The sequence below is a fragment of the Nocardiopsis nanhaiensis genome (genome assembly GCF_054778635.1).
This window is the reverse complement of the sequence record NZ_BAAGZJ010000015.1, coordinates 15502-37950: the sequence shown is the minus strand read 5'-3', so window position 1 is coordinate 37950 and position 22449 is coordinate 15502. Positions and strand designations below refer to the sequence as shown.

Below are 22449 nucleotides of genomic sequence, written 5' to 3'. Positions count from 1 at the left end.
CCGGGCAGTGCCGGGACCGGAGCCGTTCACGGTGTTCGGGCCGAAGCCTCTCAGAGCGGGAACGAGGTGCCGGTCATCTCCTCCGACAAGTCCCAGAGGCGCCGGGCCGCGGCGGGGTCCTGGGCGGCGGGGCCCCTGCGCGCCAGGCCGGGTGCGCCGTTCAGGAACACCCCTTGGGGACCGGCGTAGGCGGCACCGGGCACGTCCTGTGTGGCGGCGTAGACCGTGGGCAGGGCCCCGGCCACGGCGCTCTGCGCGGCGACCTTGTTCAATACGGACATGAACTTGTCCTCGAGCGGCTTCCCGGTGCGGCCCTGGAGGTTGGTGGCGGCGTAGCCGGGGTGCGCGGCGGTGGCGAGCAGCGGCGATCCGGCCTCCTCCAGCAGGCGCTGGAGCTCCAGGGTGAACAGCAGGTTGGCCAGTTTGGACTGCCCGTAGGCCCGGTAGGGCGTGTAGCCGCTCTCCAGGTTGACGTCGGCGAAGTTGATGCCACGGACCGTCAGGTGCATCCCCGAAGAGACGGTGACGACTCGCCCGGTGACGTGTTCCAAGAGAAGGTTGGTGAGCGCGAAGTGGCCCAGGTGGTTGACGCCGAACTGGGTCTCGAAGCCGTCCTGGGTGCGGGACTCCGGGATCGCCATGAGGCCCGCGTTGTTGATGAGCAGGTCGAGGTCGCCCTTCCACCCGGCGGCGAACTCGCGCACGGAGGACAGGTCGGCCAGGTCCAAGCGGCGGACCTCGGTCTCCCCCTGGACCTCCCGAGCGGCCTCCTCGCCCTTGGCGGTGTCGCGAACGGCCAGGACCACCCGGGCACCGCGCCGGGCCAGGATTTTGGCGGTCTCCAGCCCCAGTCCGCTGTTGGCGCCGGTGATGACGGCGGTCTTGCCGCTCAGGTCAGGGAGGCTGACGTTTCTTTCGCTCATCTCGTCAACCTAGGCGCACCCACCGAAAGTTGTCAACGACAACAATGATGTCATCGCAAACATCGGGCTATGCTGTCCGGCATGGCTGACCGCCCTTACCACCACGGAGACCTGCGCGCCGCCCTCCTGGAAAGCGCCGAGCGCACCCTCGCCGAACGCGGCCCCGCGGCGCTCTCCCTGCGCGAGCTCGCCCGCGAAGCGGGCGTCAGCCACGCCGCGCCCGGACGCCACTTCAAGGACAAGCAGGCCCTGCTCGACGCCCTCGCACTGAACGGCTTCCAGCGCCTGCGGGCCGCGCTCGAACAGGCGGCGCGCCCAGGTGAGAGCACCGAGGTGTACCTCCTCGCCCTGGCCCGCGCCTACGTGGGCTTCGCCCTGCACAACGCCGCCCTGCTCGACCTGATGTACGCGCGCAAACACGACGCCGATATCTCCGAACAGCTCTCCGCCGCCGTCGGCGACCTGCTGGCCATCGTCCTGCACGCCATCGCCGAGGGGCAGCGCCAGGGCGAGATCACCGAGGGCGACCCCGGCAACATCGCCCTCACCGTGGCCTCGGCCCTGCACGGCTTCGGGTCCTTCAGCGCCGACAACTCCGCCGGGGACGTCGACGAGGACCTGGAGACCGTTGTCCACCACCTGATATCCGGACTCGCCCCGCGCTGATCCTCTCGGGCCGGCCCTCTGGGGAACGGCGCGAGGCCGAGCGGTCCCGCGGACCGTTTCCGGGAGTCAGGGGCTGCTGACCGAGAGGCGCACCGCGAAGCCCAGGAACAGGGCGCCCGCCAGAGATGTCGCCCCGGCCGAGAGTCCGCGCCGCTGGCCGAAGGCCGCGGCCAGCCTCGTCCCGCTGAAGATCAGCACCGAGAGGTACAGGAAGCTGACGACCTGCATCAGAATGCCCAGCACCAGGAAGGACAGCGCCGGGTAGGCGTACGCGGGGTCGACGAACTGCACGAAGAAGGAGATCAGGAAGAGGATCACCTTGGGGTTGAACAGCGACACCACGAGCGCCCGGCGGTAGGGGCGTTCCGCGGTCGCCGTTCCCGTCCGGTCGGCGGCAGCGTCGGCGGCCCGCTGCCCCTCGGCCCGCTCGTGCCGGGTCGTCCACATGGCGTACGCCGAGCGCAGCATCCCGATCGCCATCCAGACCAGGTAGGCGGCGCCCGCGAACTTCACGACCGAGAAGAGCAGCTCGTTGGTCTGGAGGAGCGAGGCGGCACCGGCCGCGGCGAGCAGCATCAGCACCGCGTCCCCGGTGAACACGCCCGCGGCGGCCTTGTAGCCGGTGCGGGTACCGCTGCGCGCCGCGACGGAGAGCACGTACAGCGAGTTGGGCCCCGGGAGGAGCACGATGAGGATGAGCCCTGCCAGGTAAGTGGGCAGGTCGGTGACGCCGAGCATGAGCGGAGTGTTTCATCCGGTCACCCGATGCCGGTATCCCTCCTCCCCGTTTGTGACCAACCAGACCCCGCTCTCCGTGAGATGTGCGCTTCGGCAGCACCCGGCTGCCCGCACTCGTGCCCAGGAGGGCGCCGGTACCGATCCGGGGGTCAGTACCAGGGCGTCCACACGAGGTTGACGTGGTAGGCCACGGACAAGAACACCGTGAGGGCCAGCGCCACCGCCGTGTACGAGACCCGGCCCCAGAGGCCCCACCAACCGCGGACCCAGGCGAGCACCGCGCACACGACCACTCCTGCGGCCGGAAGTGTCACCAGGGCCAGCGGCACCCCGAGCACGCCCGCGCCGGTGAAGACCATGATCGGCATCGCCTCGCTGGTCGCCACGGCCCCCACGGCGGCCAGGGCACCGAGGGTGAGCAGACCGGTCGCCCCGGCAAGCGGGCGCGCCCATGCCCGAGCGCCTGACCCCCGCTTCGGCGCGGGACGACCGCGCACCTTCCGGACCAGTGCGGCGACCGGCCAGCCGAGCATGCCCGCCACCACCAGTACCGACAGCCCGCCCGCGACCAGCCACGGGAACGGGGTCTCCCACCAGCCGACCTTCACGTACGGGTGGGTCGGCGCCCGGTCGCAGACGAACCCGACCACCTCGCCGTCCTCCTCGATGAAGGCCGCCAGCTCCGCACCGTCCTCGGAGCGGAACAGGCCGTCCCCCACCGGGAACCACCGCTGTTCGTCCATAGCCGTCGAGCAGGACATCCACAGTGCGCCGTCGGCCGCCCGGGCGGGCCGGTAACTGCCCAGGATCGCGGGGAGCATGGTGACCTCGGTGACGCTGACCCTCGCCGCGTGGTACCCGCCCTCGTACCTGCGCAGTTCCTCCTCGGTGAGATCCAGCGGCTCCGTCGCGTCGATGCCGGGTTCCACTCCGGCGACCTCGGTCAGGAACTCGTCCACGAGCCGCGTCCAGGCGGACTCGAACATTCCGGCGTCGGCGTCGCTGTTGACCGCAACGAAGATTCCCAGGTCCAGCTCGGGCACGAGGGCGTAGTCGGTGTTGGCACCCAGGAAGCTGCCGAAGTGCCCGACCACACGGGGTTCGCTGGTGTACCGCTCGTAGGTCCCATAGCCCACGGCGGCGGCCTCCGGGTGCGGCTCGGCGTGCCGGTCGAGCATCACTCCCCCGCCCAGGGGACCGTCGTCCATGAGCGCGCTCATGAACCGGGACATATCGGCGGCGGTGGTGAACGCGTATCCGGCCGGGTACTCGTTGGCTCCCACCCCGGGAGCCGGCGTCAGCTCACCGTCCGGTGCCAGCACATGGTTGACTGCGGGTTCCAGACCCTCCGGAAGTCCGCCATCCCCCCGTTGGAAGGAGGTGTCGGCCATCCCCAGCGGCTCGAACACGCTCTGTTCCGCGTACTCCTCGAACGGCATCCCGGAGACCTCCGCCACCAGATGCCCGATCAGGCTGTAGCCGAAGTTGGAGTAGGCGGTGAAGCGGCCCGGCGGGTACACGCGCTCGGGCTGGTGGCGGGCAACGTACTCGTCCAGCGCGAGGGCGTCGGCCGGGTCCTCGGTGGCCGAACCTTCACTGTGCTCCTCGAACCCCGCGGTGTGGGTGAGCAGGTGGTGCAGGGTGACCGGCTTCCGGGGGAAAGCGTCCCGGACCCGCGTTTCCTCCGGCAGGTAGGCGTTGACGTCCTCGTGGAGGTCGATCCGGCCCTCCCCGACCAGTTCCAACGCGGCCGCGGCCGTGAAGGACTTGCCCACCGACCCGGTCAGGACGGCGGTGTCCTCCGGGTCCATCTCCGCACCGGACTCCGGGTCGGCGTACCCGTAACCCTCGGTATGGACCGTCTCCCCGTCAGAGACCACGGAGGCCACGGCGCCGGGGACCCCCTGCTCGCCGAGGAGCTCGGGCAGCCGTGCGTCGACGAACTCCACCGCCTCGGCGGTGGTGAACTCCGCCTGAGCGGGCCCGGAAGCCTGCGCGGGCAGCGCCCCCACCAGACCGGCCGCACCGGTCAGGAGAACGACGGCGGCCACGGCCGGGCACCACTCGCGCATGACCAACCTCCAGGCCCTCGATCAACGACACTTCGACGTTAGATGCGGGGGCTCCCCGTGTCTGCCCTGGTAACCGGTGTCCCGGACGTCGTACCAGCACCACCCGGCAGCGGATGCGCGGGCTCGGTCCACGGTGGGCACGAGCGTGCCGTCGGTGCGGTTGGTCTCGCCGTGTTCGTGCGCCTTGGCCGCCTGCCGGTCGCCCGGGTACGGGCGCGCCCCACCACGTCCCCGTCCGGCCCGGCGTTACGGACCCGGTGCCAGCTCGGCCCCGGCCAGGCGCTCTATGGTCAGCTGGGTCTGTGCGGCCATGTCTACGCCCTCCGGGTCGAGCAGCCACTGGACCTGGAGGCCGTCCATCACCGCGATGATCGATATCGCCACGGCACGAGCGTCCATGTCCCCGGCGACCTCTCCGGCCTTCTTCGCCTCTGCCAATGCCTCGGTGAGGATGCCCCGAAGCCCGTCGTAGCGGTCGCGGAAGTAGCCCTGGGCGGGGTGGTCGTCGGTGACGCTCTCGGCGGAGAGCACTGCGTAGAGCTGGACGATGCCCTCGCGTGCGGTGTTGCGCCGGATCGTGTCGACGAGGTGGCGGAGGAAGTCGAGGCCGCGGGGGCGCTCGTCGCCCAGGTCCTCGATCGCGGAAGCGTCGCGCAGGTCGAGGACCCCGGTGAGCAGGGCTTCCTTGGAGGGGAAGTGGTGGAGCACCCCTGCCTGGGTGAGCCCGGCCCGCTCGGAGATCTCGGCGAGGGACGCCTTGTTGTAGCCCTTGGTCGCGAAGGCGTCCGTGGCGATCCGGAGGATGTCCGCGCGCCGCTCGGCACGGTCCCCGCGCGGTGTCCGTCGTCGGGTTCCGCCGTTGCTTGCTCGCTTGGATCTCACATGGGCGAGTCTACGGCCCTGCTCGTCCGATGATCCCCGGAACCCCTGTGAACAGGGGAGTTCCGCCTACCTACCGACTACTTGGTAAATAGTTCGAAAAGGTACCTACCGAACACTCGTTAAGTGTGTTGTCATGCAGGCGACACGGACCCGTGACACGGGCCCCTCGCGACGAAGGGAGGACGCACGCCCGAACCCCCGAGACGACCCGCTCAGCAGTAACGGGAGAAACCATGTATCACTCCACCCCCAGAACCCCCGAACCCGGCCACCGGAGCCCCCGCCGCGGACGCGTCCCCGCCGTCCTGGCCACGACCTGTGCCCTCGCCCTTGGCGCCACCGCTGTCGGCGCGGCCACCTCGGCCTCCGACCGGACCGACGCCACTGCGATCGCGGCCTCCGCCGAACAGTCCGCCGCGCAGGACTCGGCGAGTGTCTGGATGACCTCGCCGGACCGTTCCCACACCCTCACCCAGCAGGACGACGTGTCGTTCACGTCCTCACCCGAGGACATCGACATCGCGGTCGACGACGACCAGCGGGAGCAGACCTTCACCGGGGCCGGCGCCTCGGTCACCGAGGCCTCCGCGCAGCTCATCTCCGAACTGCCCGAGGGCGAACGCGACGAGCTGATGGCCACGCTGTTCTCCCCGGAGGACGGGATCGGGCTGAGCTACCTGCGCCAGCCGCTGGGCAGTACCGACTTCAACGCCGGTGACTTCTACACCTACGAGGACACCCCCGGAGAGTTCAGCATCGACCGGGACCGGCAGGAGATCATCCCGGTCGTGCAGCAGGCCCTGGAGCACAACCCGGACATCCGCTTCATGGGTAGCCCGTGGTCTCCACCGGCCTGGATGAAGACCGGCGGCTCCCTCAACGGCGGCGGGCTCGACCCCGACCACTACGAGGACTACGCCGACTACCTGGTCAACGCGATTGAGGCGTACGCGGACGAGGGCATCGACCTCGCCGACCTCACCATGCAGAACGAACCGCTGCTGGACACCGACTACCCGTCCACCTACGTCCCCGCCGACGAGCAGGCCGCCTTCTTCCACGTCCTGGACGAGGCCCTCACCGAGGCCGGGCTGGACACCGATCTGTACGCCTACGACCACAACTGGGACGAGCCCGAGTACCCGTTGGAGGTGTTCGAAGGCACCGAGGGCATCGACCGAGTCCAGGGCGCCGCCTTCCACTGCTACGCGGGCGACCCCTCGGCGCAGAGCGAGGTCGTGGACGTGGGCAAGCGCGTGTACTTCACCGAGTGCTCGGGCAGCGGTGACGGACCCGACGACGAGGTCTTCTCCGACACCCTGTGGTGGCAGTCCGAGCACCTGGTGGTGGGCAACATGCGCAACGGCGGCGAGACCACCGTGACCTGGAACCTCGCGCTGGACGCCGACGGCGGCCCGCACCAGGGCAACTGCGAAGACCGTTGTACCGGGGTCGTGGAGATCGACGGCTCCGACATCACCTACAACGGCGAGTACTACGTACTCGGCCACCTGGCCGGGTTCGTCGAGCCCGGCGCCACCAGGATCGGTTCCACCAGCGAAGGCAGCGGCGGGGTCCAAAACGTGGTGTTCGAGAACCCGGACGGCGGGAAGACCGCGTTCGTGGTCAACGCGGACACCGAGGAGGACCACACCTTCTCCGTCACAGAGGACGGGGCCTCGCTGTCGTACACCCTGCCCGCCGGTTCGGTGGCCACCTTCACCTGGTGACCCGGCCCGTGAGTACGGCCTAGCGGATTTTCGAGCAGTGCAGGGAGCTGGCGGGCCTCCGAGAGGGCGCCCGCCAGCACTGTGCCCGCCCACAGGGCGCCCGCCCCGGTCGGGCGGTCAGCCCACGCACTCACAGTGCGGAACGGCCACGTTGAGCGCGGTCGCCAGCACCGTCAGCGCCAGGGGCAGGACCACGACCAGGGCCGCGGCCGTATTGACGACGAGCCCGGCGGAGGGTTCGGGTGCCCGGACCTGGCGGCGGACCCGGCGCACCGGGCAGGCCCCCGACGCGGACAGCGCCGGTTCGGGCCCGCGCACCCCCGAAGCCGCCATGATCCCGAGGGCGTGAGCGAGCGCGTGCGGACCGACCTCGCGCGCGGCCCGGTCGTCGGCGGCCCACTCCACCAGCTCGGGAACCTCCCGCGCCGCCGTACGGAGCAGCGGAACACCGGGGAAGGCGTTGTCGAGCAGCCGCGTCCAAGTGACCAGGAAGTGGTGGCGCCCGTCCAGGTGTGCGCGTTCGTGGGCGAGGACCGCGCGCAGCTCGGAAGCGTTCAGCTGGTCGAGTGCACCCCTGGTGACGACGATGCCCAGGCCCCGGCCGGGCAGGCAGTAGGCGGCGGGTTCGGGGGTGTCCACCAGCCAGACCCGGTCCAGGTGCAGGGTACGGCGGCGGCCGCTCGCGCTCAGTTCTCGTCCGTGTTCCCGGGTCCAGGCGACTCGGGCGCCGCGGCGCCGGACCGCGGTCCAGGAGAGCCGCGCCAGCCCCGCCCCGCCTAGGATCCCGGCGATCACGAGTCCGCTCTCGGCCCCGTTGGCGTGTACCGCCTGGAGGAGGTCGGCGCAGGCGGCGACGAACGCCTTGACCCCGGGGCCCATCACTTGGGTCACCAGGGTGGCGAGAAGGACCGCGCAGGCCAGCAGCCACGTGACGGTGGTGAGCGTCCACAGCGCGAGCATCGCCCCGGCCGAGGGGCCCAGGCGCCTGTGGAAGGCACGCAGTGCCCAAGGGCCGGCTGCGCTCCACAGCAGTACGGCGGCCAGAGCCGCGACGGACCAGGTCATATGTCCTCTTGCCGGGGGATGTCGGCGAGCAGGTCGCGGAGGACGTCGAGGTCCCCCGGATCCATCCGGTCGACGAAGCGCAGCAGGGCCGCTTGGGGGTTGCCGCTGTCGTCCAGGGCACCGTGCATGCGGTCGGCCGCGTGCGAGGCGCGGTCGCGCAGCGCCCGGTAGAACCAGAGGCGGCCGGTTCGCTCGCGGTCGACCCAGTCCTTGCGGCGCAGGTTCTCCAGGACCGTGGAGATGGTGGTGTAGGCCGGTTCCCGGCCCGGTAGCGCGTCGACCACCTCGCGCACGCTCATCGGTTTCCCGGCGGCCCACAGGACCCCCATCACCGCGGACTCCAGTGACCCGAGCCCGGGAACCGTGTTACTCATGGACCGCCGTTCCTCCTGCGCTTCTCCGTCCAGACTAGGCGGGTGACCGTTCCCCATGGGTCCGGTCCCCGCATGGCCGCCTTCCGCATGGCCGCTGCATGCGCTCCCCCTCATGTTCCGTCCCCTCCGCCGACCGGGAGGGCGGCGAGGACGTCGTCGCCGTCTTCGCCGGGGACCGGCAGGATCGCGGGGCCGTCGGGGAGCGCGGTCACCGGAACCGCGTCCGGCCCGCCCTCTTGGGCGCTGCCGGTGTCGGCGTCGACCACCCGGCGCCCCTCCCCGTCCGTGGTGTAGAGCATGCCGCCGACGAGCCCGCTGAGGCGTTCGTCCGCCCCGGCCGGGATCTCCCAGGCCGGTGGGATGTCCGGTGCGGCCAGCCCGAACAGCCGGGCCCCGTCGCCTCCGGCCGGGACCCCGAGGACGGCCGTGCGGCCCTCGCCGTCCCCCAGGTACCGGGGCTCGCTTTCGGGGTCGAGTTCCAGAAGGCTCTGACCGGTGCGCAGGTCGTGCACGGTGTACAGGAGTGTGCCGTCGGACTCGTCCGTGTCCGGCGTCCACTCCAGAACCACCGCGGCGCCGGAGTCGCTGGCCGGGCGCGGCCCGTAGCCGACCCGGACCGGCTCCTCCCCGATCCCGTCCGGGACCTCCAGGTCCTCGTGGGTCCACAGGTCACGGCCCTCGGGGCCGACCGCACGCAGTTCGCCGTCCCGGTGCACGAGCAGGGCGCCGTGGTGCTCGTGCAGGACGGCGTCCCCGTCCTCCTCGTCCGCGACCACGTTCCCGGAGGCCGCGTCCAGCGCGACCTTCGGGCCGGTCTCGTCGCTCATGACGCTGCCGGGCAGCGCGGCGAACACCAGGCCGGGGCCGACCAGGGTTCCGGGTACCTCCGTCGGCCCCCAGACGGCCTGCCCGGTGTCGGGGTCGTGGGCGGCGGCGGTGGTCCTGGCAGCGAGGAGGCCGCCGTCGGGGTCGGGTTCGCGGTCCAGCAGCACCACGAGCTCTTCGCCCCCGTCCCCGCGCGTGACCGTGAACCCGGTGCAGCTGGGATCACGTTCGGTGGACCACCGGGTGACACCCTCGCGGTCCACTCCGAGGAACCGGAGGTCTCCGCCCTCCCGTTCCTGGACGATACCCACGAAGGACGATCCCGCGGCTTCGGGTTCGGAGGAGAAGGGTGCGGTCCACAGCGCACTGCCCTCCAGCGGGTGCGGGAGGTCCCCGACGCCGGTCGGCGGTGGCGTGGCGGGGTCGTTCCTCGGCTCCGCGTCGGCCGTCCCCTCCGTTTCCAGGAATCCGCAGGCGGTCAGCAGGAGGAGGGTACCGGCCAGCACCGCGCCGCCGGCGGTCCTCGCCGGTACCCCTCTGCGGCTTACGGGCGGTGCCGCGCCGCCGCTCTTATTCGGCACGGCCCTCCGCCTTCTCGGTCCCGGCCCCGGAGCCGGACCCGCCCTCGTTCTCGCCGTCTTCGTCGTCCCGGCCCCGCCTGCGGTTGAGGAGGGTCGCGGCCACGACCAGGGTGACCGTGCCGACCAGCGCCACCAGGGCGACGGTGTCGGTGGCGCCGCTCAGCTGTGAGAGCGTCTCCTGCGCCCGGTCGGCGACGTCGACCATCCAGCCGGTGCCGGGGAGCCCGACCATCGACGCGGTGCCGTCGAAGGCCACGAACAGCACGCCGATCCCCACGAACAGCGCCCCGGTCAGCAGCGCGGTCGTGTGGGTGCGCAGCGGGCCGAGACGCACGGTCCGGCCGCGCAACCACTGGCGGCTGCCCAGGTCGTAGCGGTCCCACAGCAGAGCCAGGAAGAACATCGGCAGCACCATGCCCAGCCCGTAGACGGCCATGAGCAGCATGCCCCGGACGGGGGTTCCGGTGGCCGCGACGGTGAGCACCGCGCCGAGGATCGGCCCCGAACAGAAACCGGCGAGGCCGTAGACCGCTCCGAGGCCCAGGACGGACAGGCTGCCCCGTCCGGCGGCGAACCGGCCCTGGGCGCGGGCCAGCACGCCCCAGGTGAAGCCGAGCCCCAGGATCTGGGCGATTCCGAAGGCGATGATCAGGCCGCCCGCCGTGTTGATCAGCAGGTCGCGGTGGCCGTAGAAGAGCACGCTCACCATCGCCGATCCCGCTCCGAGCGGCACCAGGGTCAGGCAGAGTCCCGCGTAGAAGACGCCGGTGCGCAGCAGGAGCCTCCCCGTGTCGCGGAAGGCGTAGGCGAAGAACGACGGGAGGAGCAGCGCGCTACAGGGACTGAGCAGGGCCAGTAGGCCGCCGAGTACGGCCGCGACGAATCCGATGTCCACGGCCGGTCACTCCCCTGCCGCGGCGAGCGCCGTGTCCACGCTCTCCAGGAACACGTCGAGGGGCTGCGCGCCCATGATGGGGTCTCCGTTGACGATGAAGGCGGGGGTCGCGCTGACCCCGATCTGCTGCCCCTCCACGAAGTCGTGTCCGACCTCGATCCCGCTCCGCTCCGAGCGCAGGTCCTCCAGGAACTGGTCGGGGTCGAGGCCGATCTCCTCGGCCACCTCGCCGAGGTCCGCGTCCGGGTCCGAGGAGGACTTGAGGTCGTCCTGCCGTTCGAACACCGCCTCCTGGTACTCCCAGAACGCCTCCTGCTCGCCCGCGGCGACCGCGCCCACCGAGAGCGTCTGCGAGACGTCGCCCAGGTAGGGGAACTCCCGCCACTCGATCCGCAGGTCACCGGAGTCGACGTAGCGCTCGACCAGTTCCGGCTGGGTCTCCTGCGCCCAGGTCGCGCAGTAGGGGCAGGCGAAGTCGGAGTAGGCCACCAGGACCACGGGGGCGTCCGCGTCGCCCAGGGCCATCGGGTCGTCGGCGTTGCGCCGGGCCAGGTCCTGCCCCCACTCGCGCTGTTCCTCGTCGACGTGGTCGACCACCGAGGCCGAGTCGGGTGTCTCGGCGTCCCCGTCGTCCTCCAGGTTCAGGCCCACGATCACCGCGACCACCAGGGAGACGAGGACCGCCCCGCCCAGCAGCAGCGGTGAGACGCCCTTCTTCTTCGCGGCCTTCGGCTTCGCGGCTGACTTCGGCTTCGTGCCGGCCTCGGACTTGTCGCTGGCTTCGGACTCGTCGCCGTCCTTCGACCCTTCGGCGCCCTTCGGCATGCTTCTCCCACCCCCGTTTTCTATGACGAATAGAGAATACTCTATGCTTCATAGAAACAAGCGTCGGCGTGCCAGTACGCTGATGCACGGACACGACTCGAGGACTCGAGCACTCGGGCGCCGCACATGAGGGACGGAACATGCGCGACTGGGGTACACGGCAGTGGGTCACCGCGGCGGTCGGCGCGGCCCTGACCCTACTCGTCCTGGGGCTGCCCGCGGTGCTGATTCCCAACGGGATCTTCGCCCGTGAGATCGATCCCACGTGGTGGTCGTATCCGGTGTGGGTGGCCACCGCCGTCCTGTCCGGGCTGCTGTTCGCCACCTACACCCGCCCGGTCGCCGAGGGCTCGGACGGCCCCGGAAGCAAGCGCGGGCTCGGCGGCGGCCTGCTCGCCTGGTTCGCGATCGGCTGCCCGGTCTGCAACAAGCTCGTCCTGCTGGCCCTCGGCACCAGCGGCGCTATGGCCTGGTTCGCCCCGCTCCAGCCCCTGCTCGCCGCCGCCGGACTGGTCCTGCTGGCCGTGGCCCTGCGCTCCCGGCTCCGCGCGAACGCCGCCTGCCCGGTCCCCGTCCCCACTCCCTGATCCGGACGGGTCCTGCTCCGCTCAGAGCGGGAGACCCGCCTCCACCAGTGCGATCGCGTCGTCCAACACCTCAGCGAAGTCCGCGCCGGCCGCGGAGGCAACGGGGGCTACGGGGGCATCGGGGCTGTCGTGGACCTCGGATGCGCCAGGCGCCGAACCCTCCGCGCCGCCGTCGCCGATCCCCATGGACACCGACGCCAGCACCCCGATGATGGCGCCCGCCCACGTGCGCACGGCCAGGTCCTGCCGGTCACGCCCCGTCCTGGCGGCCGCCGCCGCGCACAGTTCCTCGATCCCCACCGCGTACCGGTCCATCAGCGCCATGCGCAGTTCGGGCACGGTGAACAGCAGCTCGCGCCGGGACCGGTCCGCCTCCCGCCCCGCCTCGTCCATGCGCCCGTAGGTCTCCCGCAGCCCGGCCCGCAGAGCCTCGGTGAGCGGCGTCCCCTCGGGTTGGGCCATGAAGTGGCGGAACACCTCGGGGAAGACGTCCTCCACCAGCACCGCCTCGCCCTTGGTCGGGAAGTACCGGAAGAACGTGCTCGGCGAGACGTTGGCCGCGGCGGCGATCTGTTCGGTCGTGGTGGCCTCGTACCCCTGCTCCTGGAAGAGCCGCAGCGCCTGGCGGCTGATCTCCGCACGCGTGGCGGCCTTCTTCTGCTCTCGCAAGCCCATGGGCACATCATCGCGCAACCGGGCTCGGTTTCTCATCCCGCACCTTCGGCAGCAGCACGAGGGCCGTCACCGCCCCGGCCACCGCGACTCCGGCGGTCAACCACAGCGTCCCGGCCATGCCCTGCACGAAGGCGTCCCGCACGGACGCCAAGAGCCCCGCCGACCCCGTCTCCTCAGCCACCCGAACGCCGCCCGCCGGGGTGCGCAGCACCGCCTCCGCCCGGTCCGGAGGCAACCCGGCCACGTCGACGCCCGTGCGGTACCCGGTGGCCAGGACCCCGCCGATCAGGGCCACTCCGAAGGCCCCGCCGACCTGGCGCAGAGCCTGCATGACCGCCGATCCCACGCCCGCGCTCCCCGGCTGCAGCGCGGCCATCGCGGCGTCCATGGTGGCGGGCAGCGCCAGCCCGGCCCCGGCGCCCACCACCGCCATCCACAGTGCCATCAGGCCGTAGCCGTCCCCGGCTGCCGCCCCCGCGCCGGAACCGGCGACCGCACCCAGTCCGGCACCGGCGGCGAGCACGGCGAAGCCGACCGCGATCACCGTCCGTGCCCCGTAGCGCTCCCGGACCGGGCTGGCCAGCAGCACACCCACCAGAAGGCCGCCCACCACGGGCATCAACCGCAGCCCGGTCCCGAGCGGGCCCGACCCGAACACCGCCTGGAAGTACTGCGGGAGCGTATAGATCGCGCCCATCAGGGCGAAGGTCACCAAGGTGGCGAGCAGGACGCCGCCCACGAACCCCCTGCTCCGGAACAGTTCGGGGCGCACGATGGGGTGCAGTGCCCAGCGCACCCACAGGGCGAACCCCGCGAGGAGCAGGACGCCGAAGCCCAACGCCACCAGCGTCAGCGGGGCCGCCCAGCCACGCTCACCCGCCTCCACCAGGCCGTACGTGAAGGCGACCAGACCGCCGCTGGCCATGAGCACCCCGGGAGCGTCGAACCGCACGTCGTCCGAACCGCCGCCGCCCGGCACGAGCAGGGCGATCATCACCACCGCGATCGCCACCAGGGGCAGGTTCACCAGGAAGATCGTGCCCCACCAGAAGTGGGCGAGGAGCGCGCCGCCCACGATCGGCCCGAGCGGGATGCCCAGGGTGAGCCCCGCCGTCCAGACCGCGAGGGCCCGCGCCCTTTCCTTTCCGGGGAACAGCGCATTGACCAAGGACAGCGTCAGCGCGGGCACGAAACCCGCGGCGAGCCCGAGCACTCCCTGCCCGATGATGAGCGCTTCGGGGGTGGTCGCCAGTGAGCAGCCCACCGCCGCCGCGGCGAGGGCGAGGAGCGCTACCAGCAGCGGCTTCCGGGGGCCGAACCGGTCGCCCAAGAGCCCGGCGGGGAGCAGCGCGGCGGCCACCATCAGCATGTAGGCGTTCGGGAGCCACTGGAGTTGGGCCGTGGTGGCGTCCAGCTCCACCGCCAGCGTGGGCAGGGCGACGTTCACGATCGTGAGGTTGAGGTCGAAGACCAGGACGGCCAGCGTGAGCGCGGCCAGCGCCCACCACCGATGGGGGGTGTCAGTCATCACCGCTCCAAAATGAAAGTTACTTTCTTTTGATAGACGCTATCATTTTTTATTGAGCAGCTGTCGAGCCCCTGAACGGGTTAGCGGGGCCGCACACAGGAAAGGGGGGTGACACGTTCCACATGCGTCGGTATGAAGAGGCGGCCGGCGCGGAGAGGTAGGAAGGACATGACCGGCAACAGAGGCGTGCTCTACCAAGGGCCCGGCAAGGTCGAGGTCAGGGACATCGCGTACCCGGAGTTCGTGCTGCGCGACGGACCGGGCGTCAACCCGGCCAACGTGGGCCGCCAGGTCCCGCACGGGGTGATCCTCAAGGTCGTCGCCACCAATATCTGCGGCAGCGACCAGCACATGGTCCGCGGCCGCACCACCGCCCCCGAAGGCCTGGTCCTCGGGCACGAGATCACCGGCGAAGTGGTCGAGAAGGGCCGCGACGTCGAGTTCATCGAGGTCGGCGATCTCGTCTCAGTGCCCTTCAACATCGCCTGCGGCCGCTGTGTGAACTGCAAGGCCCGGCGGACGGAGATCTGTCTCAACGTCAACCCGGACCGTCCCGGATCGGCCTACGGCTACGTCGACATGGGCGGCTGGGTCGGCGGACAGGCGCAGTACGCGCTGGTGCCGTACGCGGACTGGAACCTGCTGAAGTTCCCCGACCGCGACCAGGCCCTTGAGAAGATGCTCGACCTCACGATGCTGTCGGACATCTTCCCGACGGGTTACCACGGCTGTGTCAGCGCGGGCGTGACCACGGGTTCAACGGTCTACATCGCGGGCGCCGGACCCGTGGGGCTCGCGGCCGCCGCCTCCGCCCAGCTTCTGGGCGCCGCCGTGGTGATCGTCGGCGACCTCCAAGAGGACCGGCTCGCCCAGGCGCGCAGGTTCGGCTGCGAGACCGTCAACATCTCCGAGGGCGAACCCGGCGACCTGATCGAGCAGCTGCTCGGCACGCCTGCCGTGGACTGTGCCGTGGACGCCGTCGGCTTCGAGGCACACGGCAGCGGTGACAAGTCGGGCGAGGAGGCCCCGGCCAGCGTCCTGAACGACGCCATGGACGTCACCAAGGCGGGCGGGTCGATCGGCATCCCGGGCCTGTACGTCACCGGTGACCCGGGTGCGGTGGACGAGGCCGCCAAGGTGGGTTCGCTGTCGATCCGGTTCGGGCTCGGCTGGTCCAAGTCGCATGCCTTCTTCACCGGCCAGTGCCCGGTGATGAAGTACCACCGCCAGCTGATGATGGCGATCCTCAACGACCGGATCGACATCGCCAAGGCGGTCAACGCCGTCGCGATTCCGCTGGAGGAGGCACCGGAGGGCTACCAGTCCTTCGACAAGGGGGCGGCGAGCAAGTACGTCCTCGACCCCAACGGCTACCTCGGCACCGGCTGAGGCGTCACTCTCCGGTGACGATCCGGCTCACGTAGAGCACCGCCCCCGCGGCGAGGGCGGCGATACCCATCGACGCCACGAGGGAGCCCAGTTCGAGGGCCACGCCCTGCAGGGCGACCCAGGACTCCAGGACGTCTCGGGTGGCGGTGCGCGAGAGCACGAACACGACTATGAAGACGACGAAAGCGATGACCGGTACGACCTTGTTCACCCGCACATCCTAGGGCGTGTTCGGTGGATGCTGCCCGTCGAGAAGGTGCTGCGCCGTAGGCGTCCGTTGAGGGTTGGTGGCGGGCGACGAACGGGGGTCAAGGGCGCGTTGGCATGGGTAGTGTGAGCCACGGAGGGCCTCCTGACTTACTTCAGGTGTTGATCTAGACAATCCACACCTATGTCGGAGGCCCTCTCTTGTTGTCAAATCAACCCCGGGCTGTACTCAACCTCTGTGGTCAGTACACCTAGGCCGTCCGTCGGGCCGGTGTCCGCGCAGGTATCCCTGGTTCGTCCCGGCCGAACCACGGGTACCCCCCGGACTGTGACCGGCCTTGGGGAGGCCGGTCGTCGAGTCAAGGGGGAGCAGATGCGAGCGACCGTCGGGGACCTACTGCACACACACGGCGTCACCAGCGCCAAGGGCGAACAGGAGGCCGAGATCATCGAGGTCCAGGGGTCGAACGACGGCCCGCCCTACCTGGTCCGCTTCGCCGACGGCGAGGAGCGGGTCATCTATCCGGGCCCCGACACGGTGATCCACCCCAGGGAGTCCCAGGACTGAGCGCGCGAAGAGCGGTGGAAGAGCGATCGCAGTCCGAACCGAGCTGCCCCGCCCCGGTGTCACGGCACACCGGGGCGGGACTTCTCCATGTCCGGGACGTTCGGCCCCAGGTCAGGTCATCGGTCCTTGTCGAGGCGCACGTTGAGGTGGGTGTGGGAGTTCAGCACCAACGTGGGCGAGCGCGGCACGGAGCCGACGACGGACAGGTCCGGCCAGCGCGCGAAGATCCGCTCCAAGGCGATGAGGGCCTCCATCCGGGCCAGCGGGGCACCGATGCAGAAGTGCGCACCGAACCCGAAGCTCGAGTGCGCCTCGCCGCGGTGCACGTCGAACTCGTCCGCGGTGGGCCCGTAGCGCTGGGGGTCGCGGCCCATCGCGATGTAGGAGACGAACACCGGGTCGCCCTTGGCGATCCGCACTCCCTCGGCACCGGGGTGGATGCTCGCGCCGTCGACGTCCTCGGTGGCGAAGCGGGTGAAGAAGTTGGCGGTGGGCGGGTCCCACCGCATGACCTCCTCTACCGCGTTCTCCCAGGGCACCTCCCCCGACGTCAGGAGCTCCAGCTGCCCGGGCCGGGTGGTGAGCGCGCGCAGGGCGTTGACCAGGAGGTGTGTGGTGGTCTCGTGTCCGGCGGCCAGCACCACGTACATGGTCACCACCAGGTCCTGCCGGGGGAGCCGGTCCTCCGGGGGCAGCGCGAGCATGGCACTGACCAGGTCGTCCCCGGGGTCCTTCTCCTTCTTGGCCACGTGGGCGTCGAGCCAGGAGTGCAGGCTCAGCTCGGCGTCGCGGCCGTCCCCGACGGTGTCGTCGAAGAGGTTGCTGTACAGCCGGCCCAGTTCGGGGTGGTCGGCCTCGTCCACCCCGAGCAGGTGGCCGATGACACCCATCGGCAGCGGCCAAGCGAACAGCGAACGGAAGTCGACGACCCCGTCGTCGGCGTCGCGCCCGGCCTGATCGAGCTCCTCCAGGAGCCGCTCCACGAGGGACGTGACCACCGGGGCCAGTTCCTCGACCCTGCGGGCCGTCAGCGCCTGCGCCAGGGGGCGGCGCAGCTTCCGGTGCTCGGGACCGTCGACGGTGGTGATCGCCTTGCCGGTCTGGGCCGCGAGGCTGAGCAGGGGCCAGTCCTCCGGGATCTCTCCGCGCTGCAGGGCCGCCCAGTGCTCGGGGTTCTTGGTGAAGCGCTCGGTGTCCTTGAGGAGGTCGCGTCCGGCCTCGTCGCCGGTCACGGCCCACATGACCACGCCGCCGGGGAGTTCCACCGGAACGAGGGGGCCGTGCTCGCGCATGCGCACGGCGTCTTCGTGGAGGTCGGTGCTGAGGGGGTCGAGGAGGTGGACGGGTTCGGACAGGCTCAGAGCCACAGGGAATCTCCGAAGGGGTCGGGGGAGATGACAGGAGGGGTGAAGCGGACCGGCAGTGATTCCAGGGCACGGATCAGTACCTGGGGCTGCCAGCGCAACTGGTCCGCGGGGACGGCCAGGTGCAGGTCGGGGAGGTGGGTGAGGAGGGTCTCGATGCCGCTGACCGTGATGGTCTCGGCCAGGGGGCGCGCGGCGTGCGGGCAGCCGTGCGGGCCGTGGGAGAACGACAGGTAGGCGCGGCTGTGGTGGCGGTCCCGGGACTGCCCGGGAGGACGGAACAGCGGGTCCTGGTGTGCGCCGGCGAGCCCGAGGAGGACCAGGTCGCCGCTGGGAATGGAGGTGCCGGACAGCTGTGTGCTCCTGCTGGTCCAGCGGCCGGCGAAGATCTGGGTAGGCGTGTCGTCCTTGAGTACCTCGCGGGCGGCGTCGTCCACCGACCGGCGCCCCCTGGTCAGCGCGTTGGTGTGCACCTGGTCGGTCAGCATCAGCCTGATGGTGTTGCCGATCCAGTTGGCGCAGGTCTGGTGCCCGGCGATGATGGTGACGAAGATGTCGGCGCTGAGCTTCTCGCGCGTCAGCCCGAGCCCGCTGTGCGCCAGGTGGGAGGCGATGCCGGGGCCGGGTTCCTTCATGGCGCGTTCGGCCAAGTCGTCGCAGATGGCACCCACGTTCGCCAGGCCCTCGTTGGGGTCGCCGCCAGCACCCAGCAGCTGCAGGAAACCGGTGACGAGGTCGTCGTTGTACTCCTCCGGCACACCCACGGCCCAGCCCAGCGCCATCACCGGAAGCCGCTGGGCGTAGGAGTGGATCAGCTCCGTTTCGCCCGCCTGCGCGAACTCCTCGATGAGCCGGCGCGACGCTTGGCGGCAGTACTCCTGGAACTCCCACTGGTCGATCCTGGCGAGCGCCGCGTTGGCCGCGGCCGCTCGGCGCCGGTGCTCCTCCCCCTCGCTGTACAGGAACGCCTCGCTGGCGAAGCCCACACCGACCAGCGGCCACATCGGCCAGTCGGGCGGCAGCAGGTCGAGCAGGTTCCACCGCCGGAAGGAGCGGGCGAACAGTTCGGGGTCGGAGGTCACCTGGAGCAGCTCGGAGTAGCCCAGCACCAGCCAAGCCGGCACGTCCCAGGCCAGGAGCACCGGGGCCACCGGCCCGTGGCGGCGGCGCAGTTCGGCGAACAGTCCGGGTGAGTCCCGCTGGAACCGCTCGTCGCCCAGGCGCAGCGCGTCGCGGTGGGTCTCCGGCAGGGAGAAGGGCAGTTCCGGACGGCTCATCGGGGCACCTCCCGGACCATCAGGTGCTGGCGGTGCAGCACCAGTTCGACGAGCGCGGTCCGCACCTGTTCGGGGTCGCGGACGTCACATCTCAGCAGCGGCGTACCGGGGTCGATGTCGAGGCTGGTACGGATCTCGTCGAGGCTCCAGCGCTCGTCCTCGTCCCCGAAGGGGTTGTGCGCCACGAGGTAGGGAAGCTCGGCCCGCTCCACCCGGTCCAGCGCGGCGAACGAGCCCTCGGCGTCGCGGGTGTCGACGAGCACGATCGCACCCACGGCCCCTTGGCAGAGCCGCTCCCACAGCGAGTGGAAGCGCTTCTGGCCCGGAGCCCCGAACAGGTAGAGGACGATCTGCTCGTCGATGCTCAGCCGCCCGAAGTCGAAGGCGACCGTGGTGGTGGACTTGTCGGGCCGGAGCTCCAGGCCTTCGTCGACGCCGGCCCCGGCCTGGGTCATCTCGGCCTCGGTGGTGAGCGGGGTGATCTCGCTGATCGAACCCACCAGCGTGGTCTTGCCCACCCCGAAACCACCGGTGACGAGGATCTTCATCGGAATCGAGGCGGAGGGCGCCAGGGGTTCATAGGGCGAGGTTGATGAGCCCAACACGCAGTTTCTCCAAGAGTTGACGGTCGTCGGCCGGTGACGCGGGTGCGGACTGGGCGGGTGCGGACTGGGGCTCGGGCCCGGACCGGTCCGTCGGCGGACCCGCGGACGCACCCGCGGAGCGCAGGCTGATGTACCCCTGGTCGACGAGGTCGGCCAGCAGGATCGTGACCGCGCCCAGCGGGATCCCCAGACGCGCGCTGAGCTCGGCCGGGGCGATCGGCCGGTCGCAGATCCGTACGATGTCGGCCTGTTCCAGGGACAGGCCCGCGGTGTCCGCGCGTTCGGTGACCACCAGCGCGAACGGGTCGAGCCGCAACGTGGTGCCGCTGCGTCCGCCGACGACCATGTACAGGCCGTCGGGCACATCGGGGTCCATCACGACGGGCCGACCCCGCCACCGTGGCGGCTCGGTGTGGAGAGCTGCTCGGGCAGCCGCTCCACCAGCCGTCCCATCTCGGTGGCCACCGCGCCCAGATCGGCCGCGGGGCCCGACAGGTCAGCGAGGACCGCCAGCGCCGAACCCGAACCGGCGCCCATCACCAGCAGGTGGTGCGGGTCCAGGTCGACGGCGACGGTCCGGACCGGGTCGGCGATCCCGAACACCGAGTTGACCTGGCCGCCGGTGGCGAGCAGGCCGCACGCGGAGGCGGCGAGACCGTCCGCCTCGTCCCGTCCCAGGCCGCTGTCGGCGGAACGGACCAGGCCGTCGGTGGACAGCAGGAGCACGTGGCGCACACCGGGCACCTCGCGCAACTTGTCCATGAGCCAGGTCAGGTTGGTCTGCATCAGGGGTCCTCACGATCTGCAGGAGGGTTCGGCGACAGCCGGGTGTGTGCGTGCCACTGGGCGATGCGGTGGCTGGTGGCGGACGGGTCCCGGGGCGGCTCGACGGTTTTCGGCGGGCCCGCGTTCTCGGGGAGGGTGGCCCCTCGGCGCCGCCTGGGCAGGTGCCTAGGCCGTTCGGTCGGCTCGGCGGGGGTTTCGGGGGCGGCCTCCGGGCCGTCGTAGGCGGCCGGGGCGGCTCCGGTGCCGGATCCGGCCGGTCCGGAGGCGGTGGCGGACGGGGCCGCCGCGGAGGAGACGGGGGATCCGGCCGGGGTAGAGGTGACGGGGGAAGTGGCGGGTGCGGCCGCGACGGGGGCGGGACCTGCTCCGGCCAGGGCCGCCTCGTCCGTGCGCAGCAGCCCGTTGCGGGGGATCCACACGGTCGCCCGCGTGCCCCCGCGCGGGGAGGGACCGACGTCGACCCGGATGCCCAGCGGGTCCGCGGCCCTGCGGACCACGAGCAGCCCCAGCTGGTTGGCGGACAGTTCGGTGATGTCCGGCGGCCGCTCCGGGTCCATGCGGCGGCGCACCTCCGCCAGCTGGTCCTCCTCCATGGCCAGCCCGCTGTCGTCGATGTGGACGCCCAGGCGCAGGGCGGTGCTCTCGAAGTGCACCACCACCGCCTCGGAGGGCGCGGAGAAGGACGTGGCGTTGTCGACCAGTTCGGCCAGGACCTGGATGATCGCGTTGACGGCGCGTCCCTCGACCACTACGGGGGCGGTCGGCGCGTGCACCTGCACGCGGGCGAACTCCGGAACACTGCCGACCGCGGCGCGGACCACCCGTTCGACACGCAGCGGCTGGGTCCAGTTGCGGCCGATCCGGTCCGCCTCCGCGACGGTGAGCAGGCGCTGGATGAGCATTTCCAGCCGGGAGAGGCCGGCCTCCACGACCATGAAGTCGTCCCGTACCCGCTCGCTCGCCCCTGTCGCGTCGAGGGACTCCCAGTACGGCTGGCTGCGTTCCCGCACCTCGGCTCGGAGCTGGGAGACCCCGGCCCGCGCCCGGTCGGCGCATCCCTTGACGACGCCGAGGAGTCTGGCGCGCTGCCGGTGCCCCTTCCAGAGCGACCGGGTCACCGACTCGGCCAGCGGACGGGTGGCGGGGTCCACCAGGCCCTGCTCCTCGAACTCCGCCATGAGGGTCGCGGGCGAAGCGCCCTCACGCACGCGGCGCGCCACCAGGGGCAAAACCTCATCGGTCACGGCCCGGGCCACCCGGTCGCGTTCGGCGAGTGCCGCACGGAGCCGACCGACCCGTTCCTGTTCCTCCTGAAGGTCGCGGCGCACCTCCTCAATGGTGCGGGCGTGGTCGGCGGCGGCCTTGTCGGCCTGTCCGCGGGCCCGGTACAGGAGGAGGGCGGCGACGGCCAGGACCGCGAGGAGCACGACGACGCTCGCGAGCAGGACCCAGGGCCAGACCGGGTCAGCGGTGGACCCCACGGGAGTGGACCCCACGGGGGCGGCGGTTTCTGTCAACAGCATGCATCAGTCGATTCAGCGAAGGGGGCGTCCAAGGGCTCGGGAACTCGTCGGCCCGGATCACCCCGGTCTCAGCACGCGTACTGCCGCCGCTCGTCGGGCGCACCCGCCCGCTCCGGGGAGTGCTGGCGTTTCGGGGGATCTTTCGCGGTGCAGCATGCGCGGTTCGTTCCGGTTGCCAGACGGTGCGCACCATGTCGGCACGGTGCTGGAGGGCGGGCTGTCAGTCGTGCGCGGCGGGGGAGGGCGCACGCGGTTGGACGGCGACCGCAGAGTCGGCAGCCCGGTGGCCGGGTGCCGCAGCAGTACATTTGGTCATTTTGCCATCACTCAGAGGCCCCCGGAAGGGGATGCGGTGCTTCCAGCG

Annotated in this window: 23 protein-coding genes; 5 read left to right on the top strand and 18 right to left on the bottom strand. The window is 71.1% G+C overall.

The window, feature by feature from the left end:
• Positions 1-50: 50 nt before the first annotated feature.
• Positions 51-923, bottom strand: a complete 873-nt coding sequence (locus ACYVD1_RS09710; protein ID WP_460770501.1) for an oxidoreductase — start codon at positions 921-923, stop codon at positions 51-53.
• Between the two features lie 81 nt (positions 924-1004).
• Between ACYVD1_RS09710 and ACYVD1_RS09705 the strand changes: the two genes are divergently transcribed.
• Complete coding sequence (locus tag ACYVD1_RS09705) at positions 1005-1589, top strand: TetR/AcrR family transcriptional regulator (protein ID WP_460770499.1); 585 nt, start codon at positions 1005-1007, stop codon at positions 1587-1589.
• Between the two features lie 66 nt (positions 1590-1655).
• On the opposite strand, the gene leuE is transcribed toward ACYVD1_RS09705, so the two are convergent.
• The 3 genes from leuE to ACYVD1_RS09690 form a co-directional block, all read right to left on the bottom strand.
• On the bottom strand, positions 1656-2327 hold the full coding sequence (leuE, locus tag ACYVD1_RS09700; protein ID WP_460770497.1) for a leucine efflux protein LeuE: 672 nt from the start codon (positions 2325-2327) through the stop codon (positions 1656-1658).
• Positions 2328-2476: 149 nt separating this feature from the next.
• Positions 2477-4399 carry a serine hydrolase domain-containing protein gene (locus tag ACYVD1_RS09695; RefSeq protein WP_460770495.1) on the bottom strand — a complete coding sequence of 641 codons (1923 nt, stop codon included), beginning with the start codon at positions 4397-4399 and terminating at the stop codon, positions 2477-2479.
• A gap of 246 nt (positions 4400-4645) precedes the next feature.
• Entirely contained in the window at positions 4646-5281 is a 636-nt protein-coding gene (locus tag ACYVD1_RS09690) for a TetR family transcriptional regulator (RefSeq protein WP_460770492.1), read from the bottom strand.
• 233 nt (positions 5282-5514) lie between these two features.
• On the opposite strand from ACYVD1_RS09690, the gene ACYVD1_RS09685 reads away from it, so the two are divergent.
• The gene (locus ACYVD1_RS09685) at positions 5515-7011 is read left to right on the top strand and encodes a glycoside hydrolase family 30 protein (protein WP_460770489.1); all 1497 of its coding nucleotides are present in this window, start codon (positions 5515-5517) and stop codon (positions 7009-7011) included.
• A gap of 117 nt (positions 7012-7128) precedes the next feature.
• Here the strand turns inward: ACYVD1_RS09685 and ACYVD1_RS09680 are convergent, their stop codons facing one another.
• The 5 genes from ACYVD1_RS09680 to ACYVD1_RS09660 form a co-directional block, all read right to left on the bottom strand.
• The gene (locus tag ACYVD1_RS09680; protein ID WP_460770487.1) at positions 7129-8076 is read right to left on the bottom strand and encodes a M56 family metallopeptidase; all 948 of its coding nucleotides are present in this window, start codon (positions 8074-8076) and stop codon (positions 7129-7131) included.
• Positions 8073-8450, bottom strand: coding sequence for a BlaI/MecI/CopY family transcriptional regulator (locus ACYVD1_RS09675; protein WP_460770485.1), 378 nt, complete (start codon positions 8448-8450; stop codon positions 8073-8075). Before ACYVD1_RS09675 ends, ACYVD1_RS09680 begins: the two co-directional genes overlap by 4 nt.
• A gap of 110 nt (positions 8451-8560) precedes the next feature.
• Positions 8561-9856 (bottom strand): PQQ-binding-like beta-propeller repeat protein, encoded by a 1296-nt coding sequence (locus ACYVD1_RS09670; protein ID WP_460770483.1) that lies wholly within the window; start codon positions 9854-9856, stop codon positions 8561-8563.
• Positions 9846-10751, bottom strand: a complete 906-nt coding sequence (locus ACYVD1_RS09665) for a cytochrome c biogenesis CcdA family protein (protein ID WP_460770481.1) — start codon at positions 10749-10751, stop codon at positions 9846-9848. The genes ACYVD1_RS09670 and ACYVD1_RS09665 overlap by 11 nt, the downstream gene beginning before the upstream one ends.
• A gap of 6 nt (positions 10752-10757) precedes the next feature.
• Positions 10758-11576: a DsbA family protein gene (locus tag ACYVD1_RS09660; protein WP_460770479.1), complete on the bottom strand. Its 819-nt coding sequence runs from the start codon at positions 11574-11576 to the stop codon at positions 10758-10760.
• A 140-nt stretch (positions 11577-11716) separates the two neighbouring features.
• Between ACYVD1_RS09660 and ACYVD1_RS09655 the strand changes: the two genes are divergently transcribed.
• Entirely contained in the window at positions 11717-12163 is a 447-nt protein-coding gene (locus ACYVD1_RS09655; RefSeq protein WP_460770477.1) for a hypothetical protein, read from the top strand.
• A gap of 21 nt (positions 12164-12184) precedes the next feature.
• Here ACYVD1_RS09655 and ACYVD1_RS09650 read toward each other — a convergent pair whose 3' ends face one another.
• Positions 12185-12838: an acyl-CoA-like ligand-binding transcription factor gene (locus tag ACYVD1_RS09650; protein ID WP_460770475.1), complete on the bottom strand. Its 654-nt coding sequence runs from the start codon at positions 12836-12838 to the stop codon at positions 12185-12187.
• A 7-nt stretch (positions 12839-12845) separates the two neighbouring features.
• Entirely contained in the window at positions 12846-14366 is a 1521-nt protein-coding gene (locus ACYVD1_RS09645; protein WP_460770473.1) for an MFS transporter, read from the bottom strand.
• A gap of 168 nt (positions 14367-14534) precedes the next feature.
• Here ACYVD1_RS09645 and fdhA point away from each other — a divergent pair, with 168 nt between their 5' ends.
• Positions 14535-15755: a formaldehyde dehydrogenase, glutathione-independent gene (fdhA, locus tag ACYVD1_RS09640; RefSeq protein WP_460770471.1), complete on the top strand. Its 1221-nt coding sequence runs from the start codon at positions 14535-14537 to the stop codon at positions 15753-15755.
• A gap of 4 nt (positions 15756-15759) precedes the next feature.
• Here fdhA and ACYVD1_RS09635 read toward each other — a convergent pair whose 3' ends face one another.
• Positions 15760-15966 carry a hypothetical protein gene (locus tag ACYVD1_RS09635; protein WP_460770469.1) on the bottom strand — a complete coding sequence of 69 codons (207 nt, stop codon included), beginning with the start codon at positions 15964-15966 and terminating at the stop codon, positions 15760-15762.
• Between the two features lie 369 nt (positions 15967-16335).
• On the opposite strand from ACYVD1_RS09635, the gene ACYVD1_RS09630 reads away from it, so the two are divergent.
• On the top strand, positions 16336-16530 hold the full coding sequence (locus tag ACYVD1_RS09630) for a DUF1918 domain-containing protein (protein ID WP_460770467.1): 195 nt from the start codon (positions 16336-16338) through the stop codon (positions 16528-16530).
• A 116-nt stretch (positions 16531-16646) separates the two neighbouring features.
• Here ACYVD1_RS09630 and ACYVD1_RS09625 read toward each other — a convergent pair whose 3' ends face one another.
• The 6 genes from ACYVD1_RS09625 to ACYVD1_RS09600 are packed head-to-tail and all read right to left on the bottom strand — an operon-like array spanning position 16647 to position 22085.
• Positions 16647-17897 carry a cytochrome P450 gene (locus tag ACYVD1_RS09625; RefSeq protein ID WP_460770465.1) on the bottom strand — a complete coding sequence of 417 codons (1251 nt, stop codon included), beginning with the start codon at positions 17895-17897 and terminating at the stop codon, positions 16647-16649.
• The gene (locus ACYVD1_RS09620; RefSeq protein ID WP_460770463.1) at positions 17888-19171 is read right to left on the bottom strand and encodes a cytochrome P450 family protein; all 1284 of its coding nucleotides are present in this window, start codon (positions 19169-19171) and stop codon (positions 17888-17890) included. Before ACYVD1_RS09620 ends, ACYVD1_RS09625 begins: the two co-directional genes overlap by 10 nt.
• Positions 19168-19719 (bottom strand): GTP-binding protein, encoded by a 552-nt coding sequence (locus ACYVD1_RS09615; RefSeq protein WP_460770462.1) that lies wholly within the window; start codon positions 19717-19719, stop codon positions 19168-19170. Before ACYVD1_RS09615 ends, ACYVD1_RS09620 begins: the two co-directional genes overlap by 4 nt.
• 28 nt (positions 19720-19747) lie before the next feature.
• Positions 19748-20152 (bottom strand): DUF742 domain-containing protein, encoded by a 405-nt coding sequence (locus ACYVD1_RS09610; protein WP_460770563.1) that lies wholly within the window; start codon positions 20150-20152, stop codon positions 19748-19750.
• Positions 20152-20562, bottom strand: a complete 411-nt coding sequence (locus ACYVD1_RS09605) for a roadblock/LC7 domain-containing protein (protein WP_460770460.1) — start codon at positions 20560-20562, stop codon at positions 20152-20154. The genes ACYVD1_RS09610 and ACYVD1_RS09605 overlap by 1 nt, the downstream gene beginning before the upstream one ends.
• Positions 20562-22085: a sensor histidine kinase gene (locus tag ACYVD1_RS09600; RefSeq protein WP_460770457.1), complete on the bottom strand. Its 1524-nt coding sequence runs from the start codon at positions 22083-22085 to the stop codon at positions 20562-20564. The genes ACYVD1_RS09605 and ACYVD1_RS09600 overlap by 1 nt, the downstream gene beginning before the upstream one ends.
• Between the last annotated feature and the right edge of the window lie 364 nt (positions 22086-22449).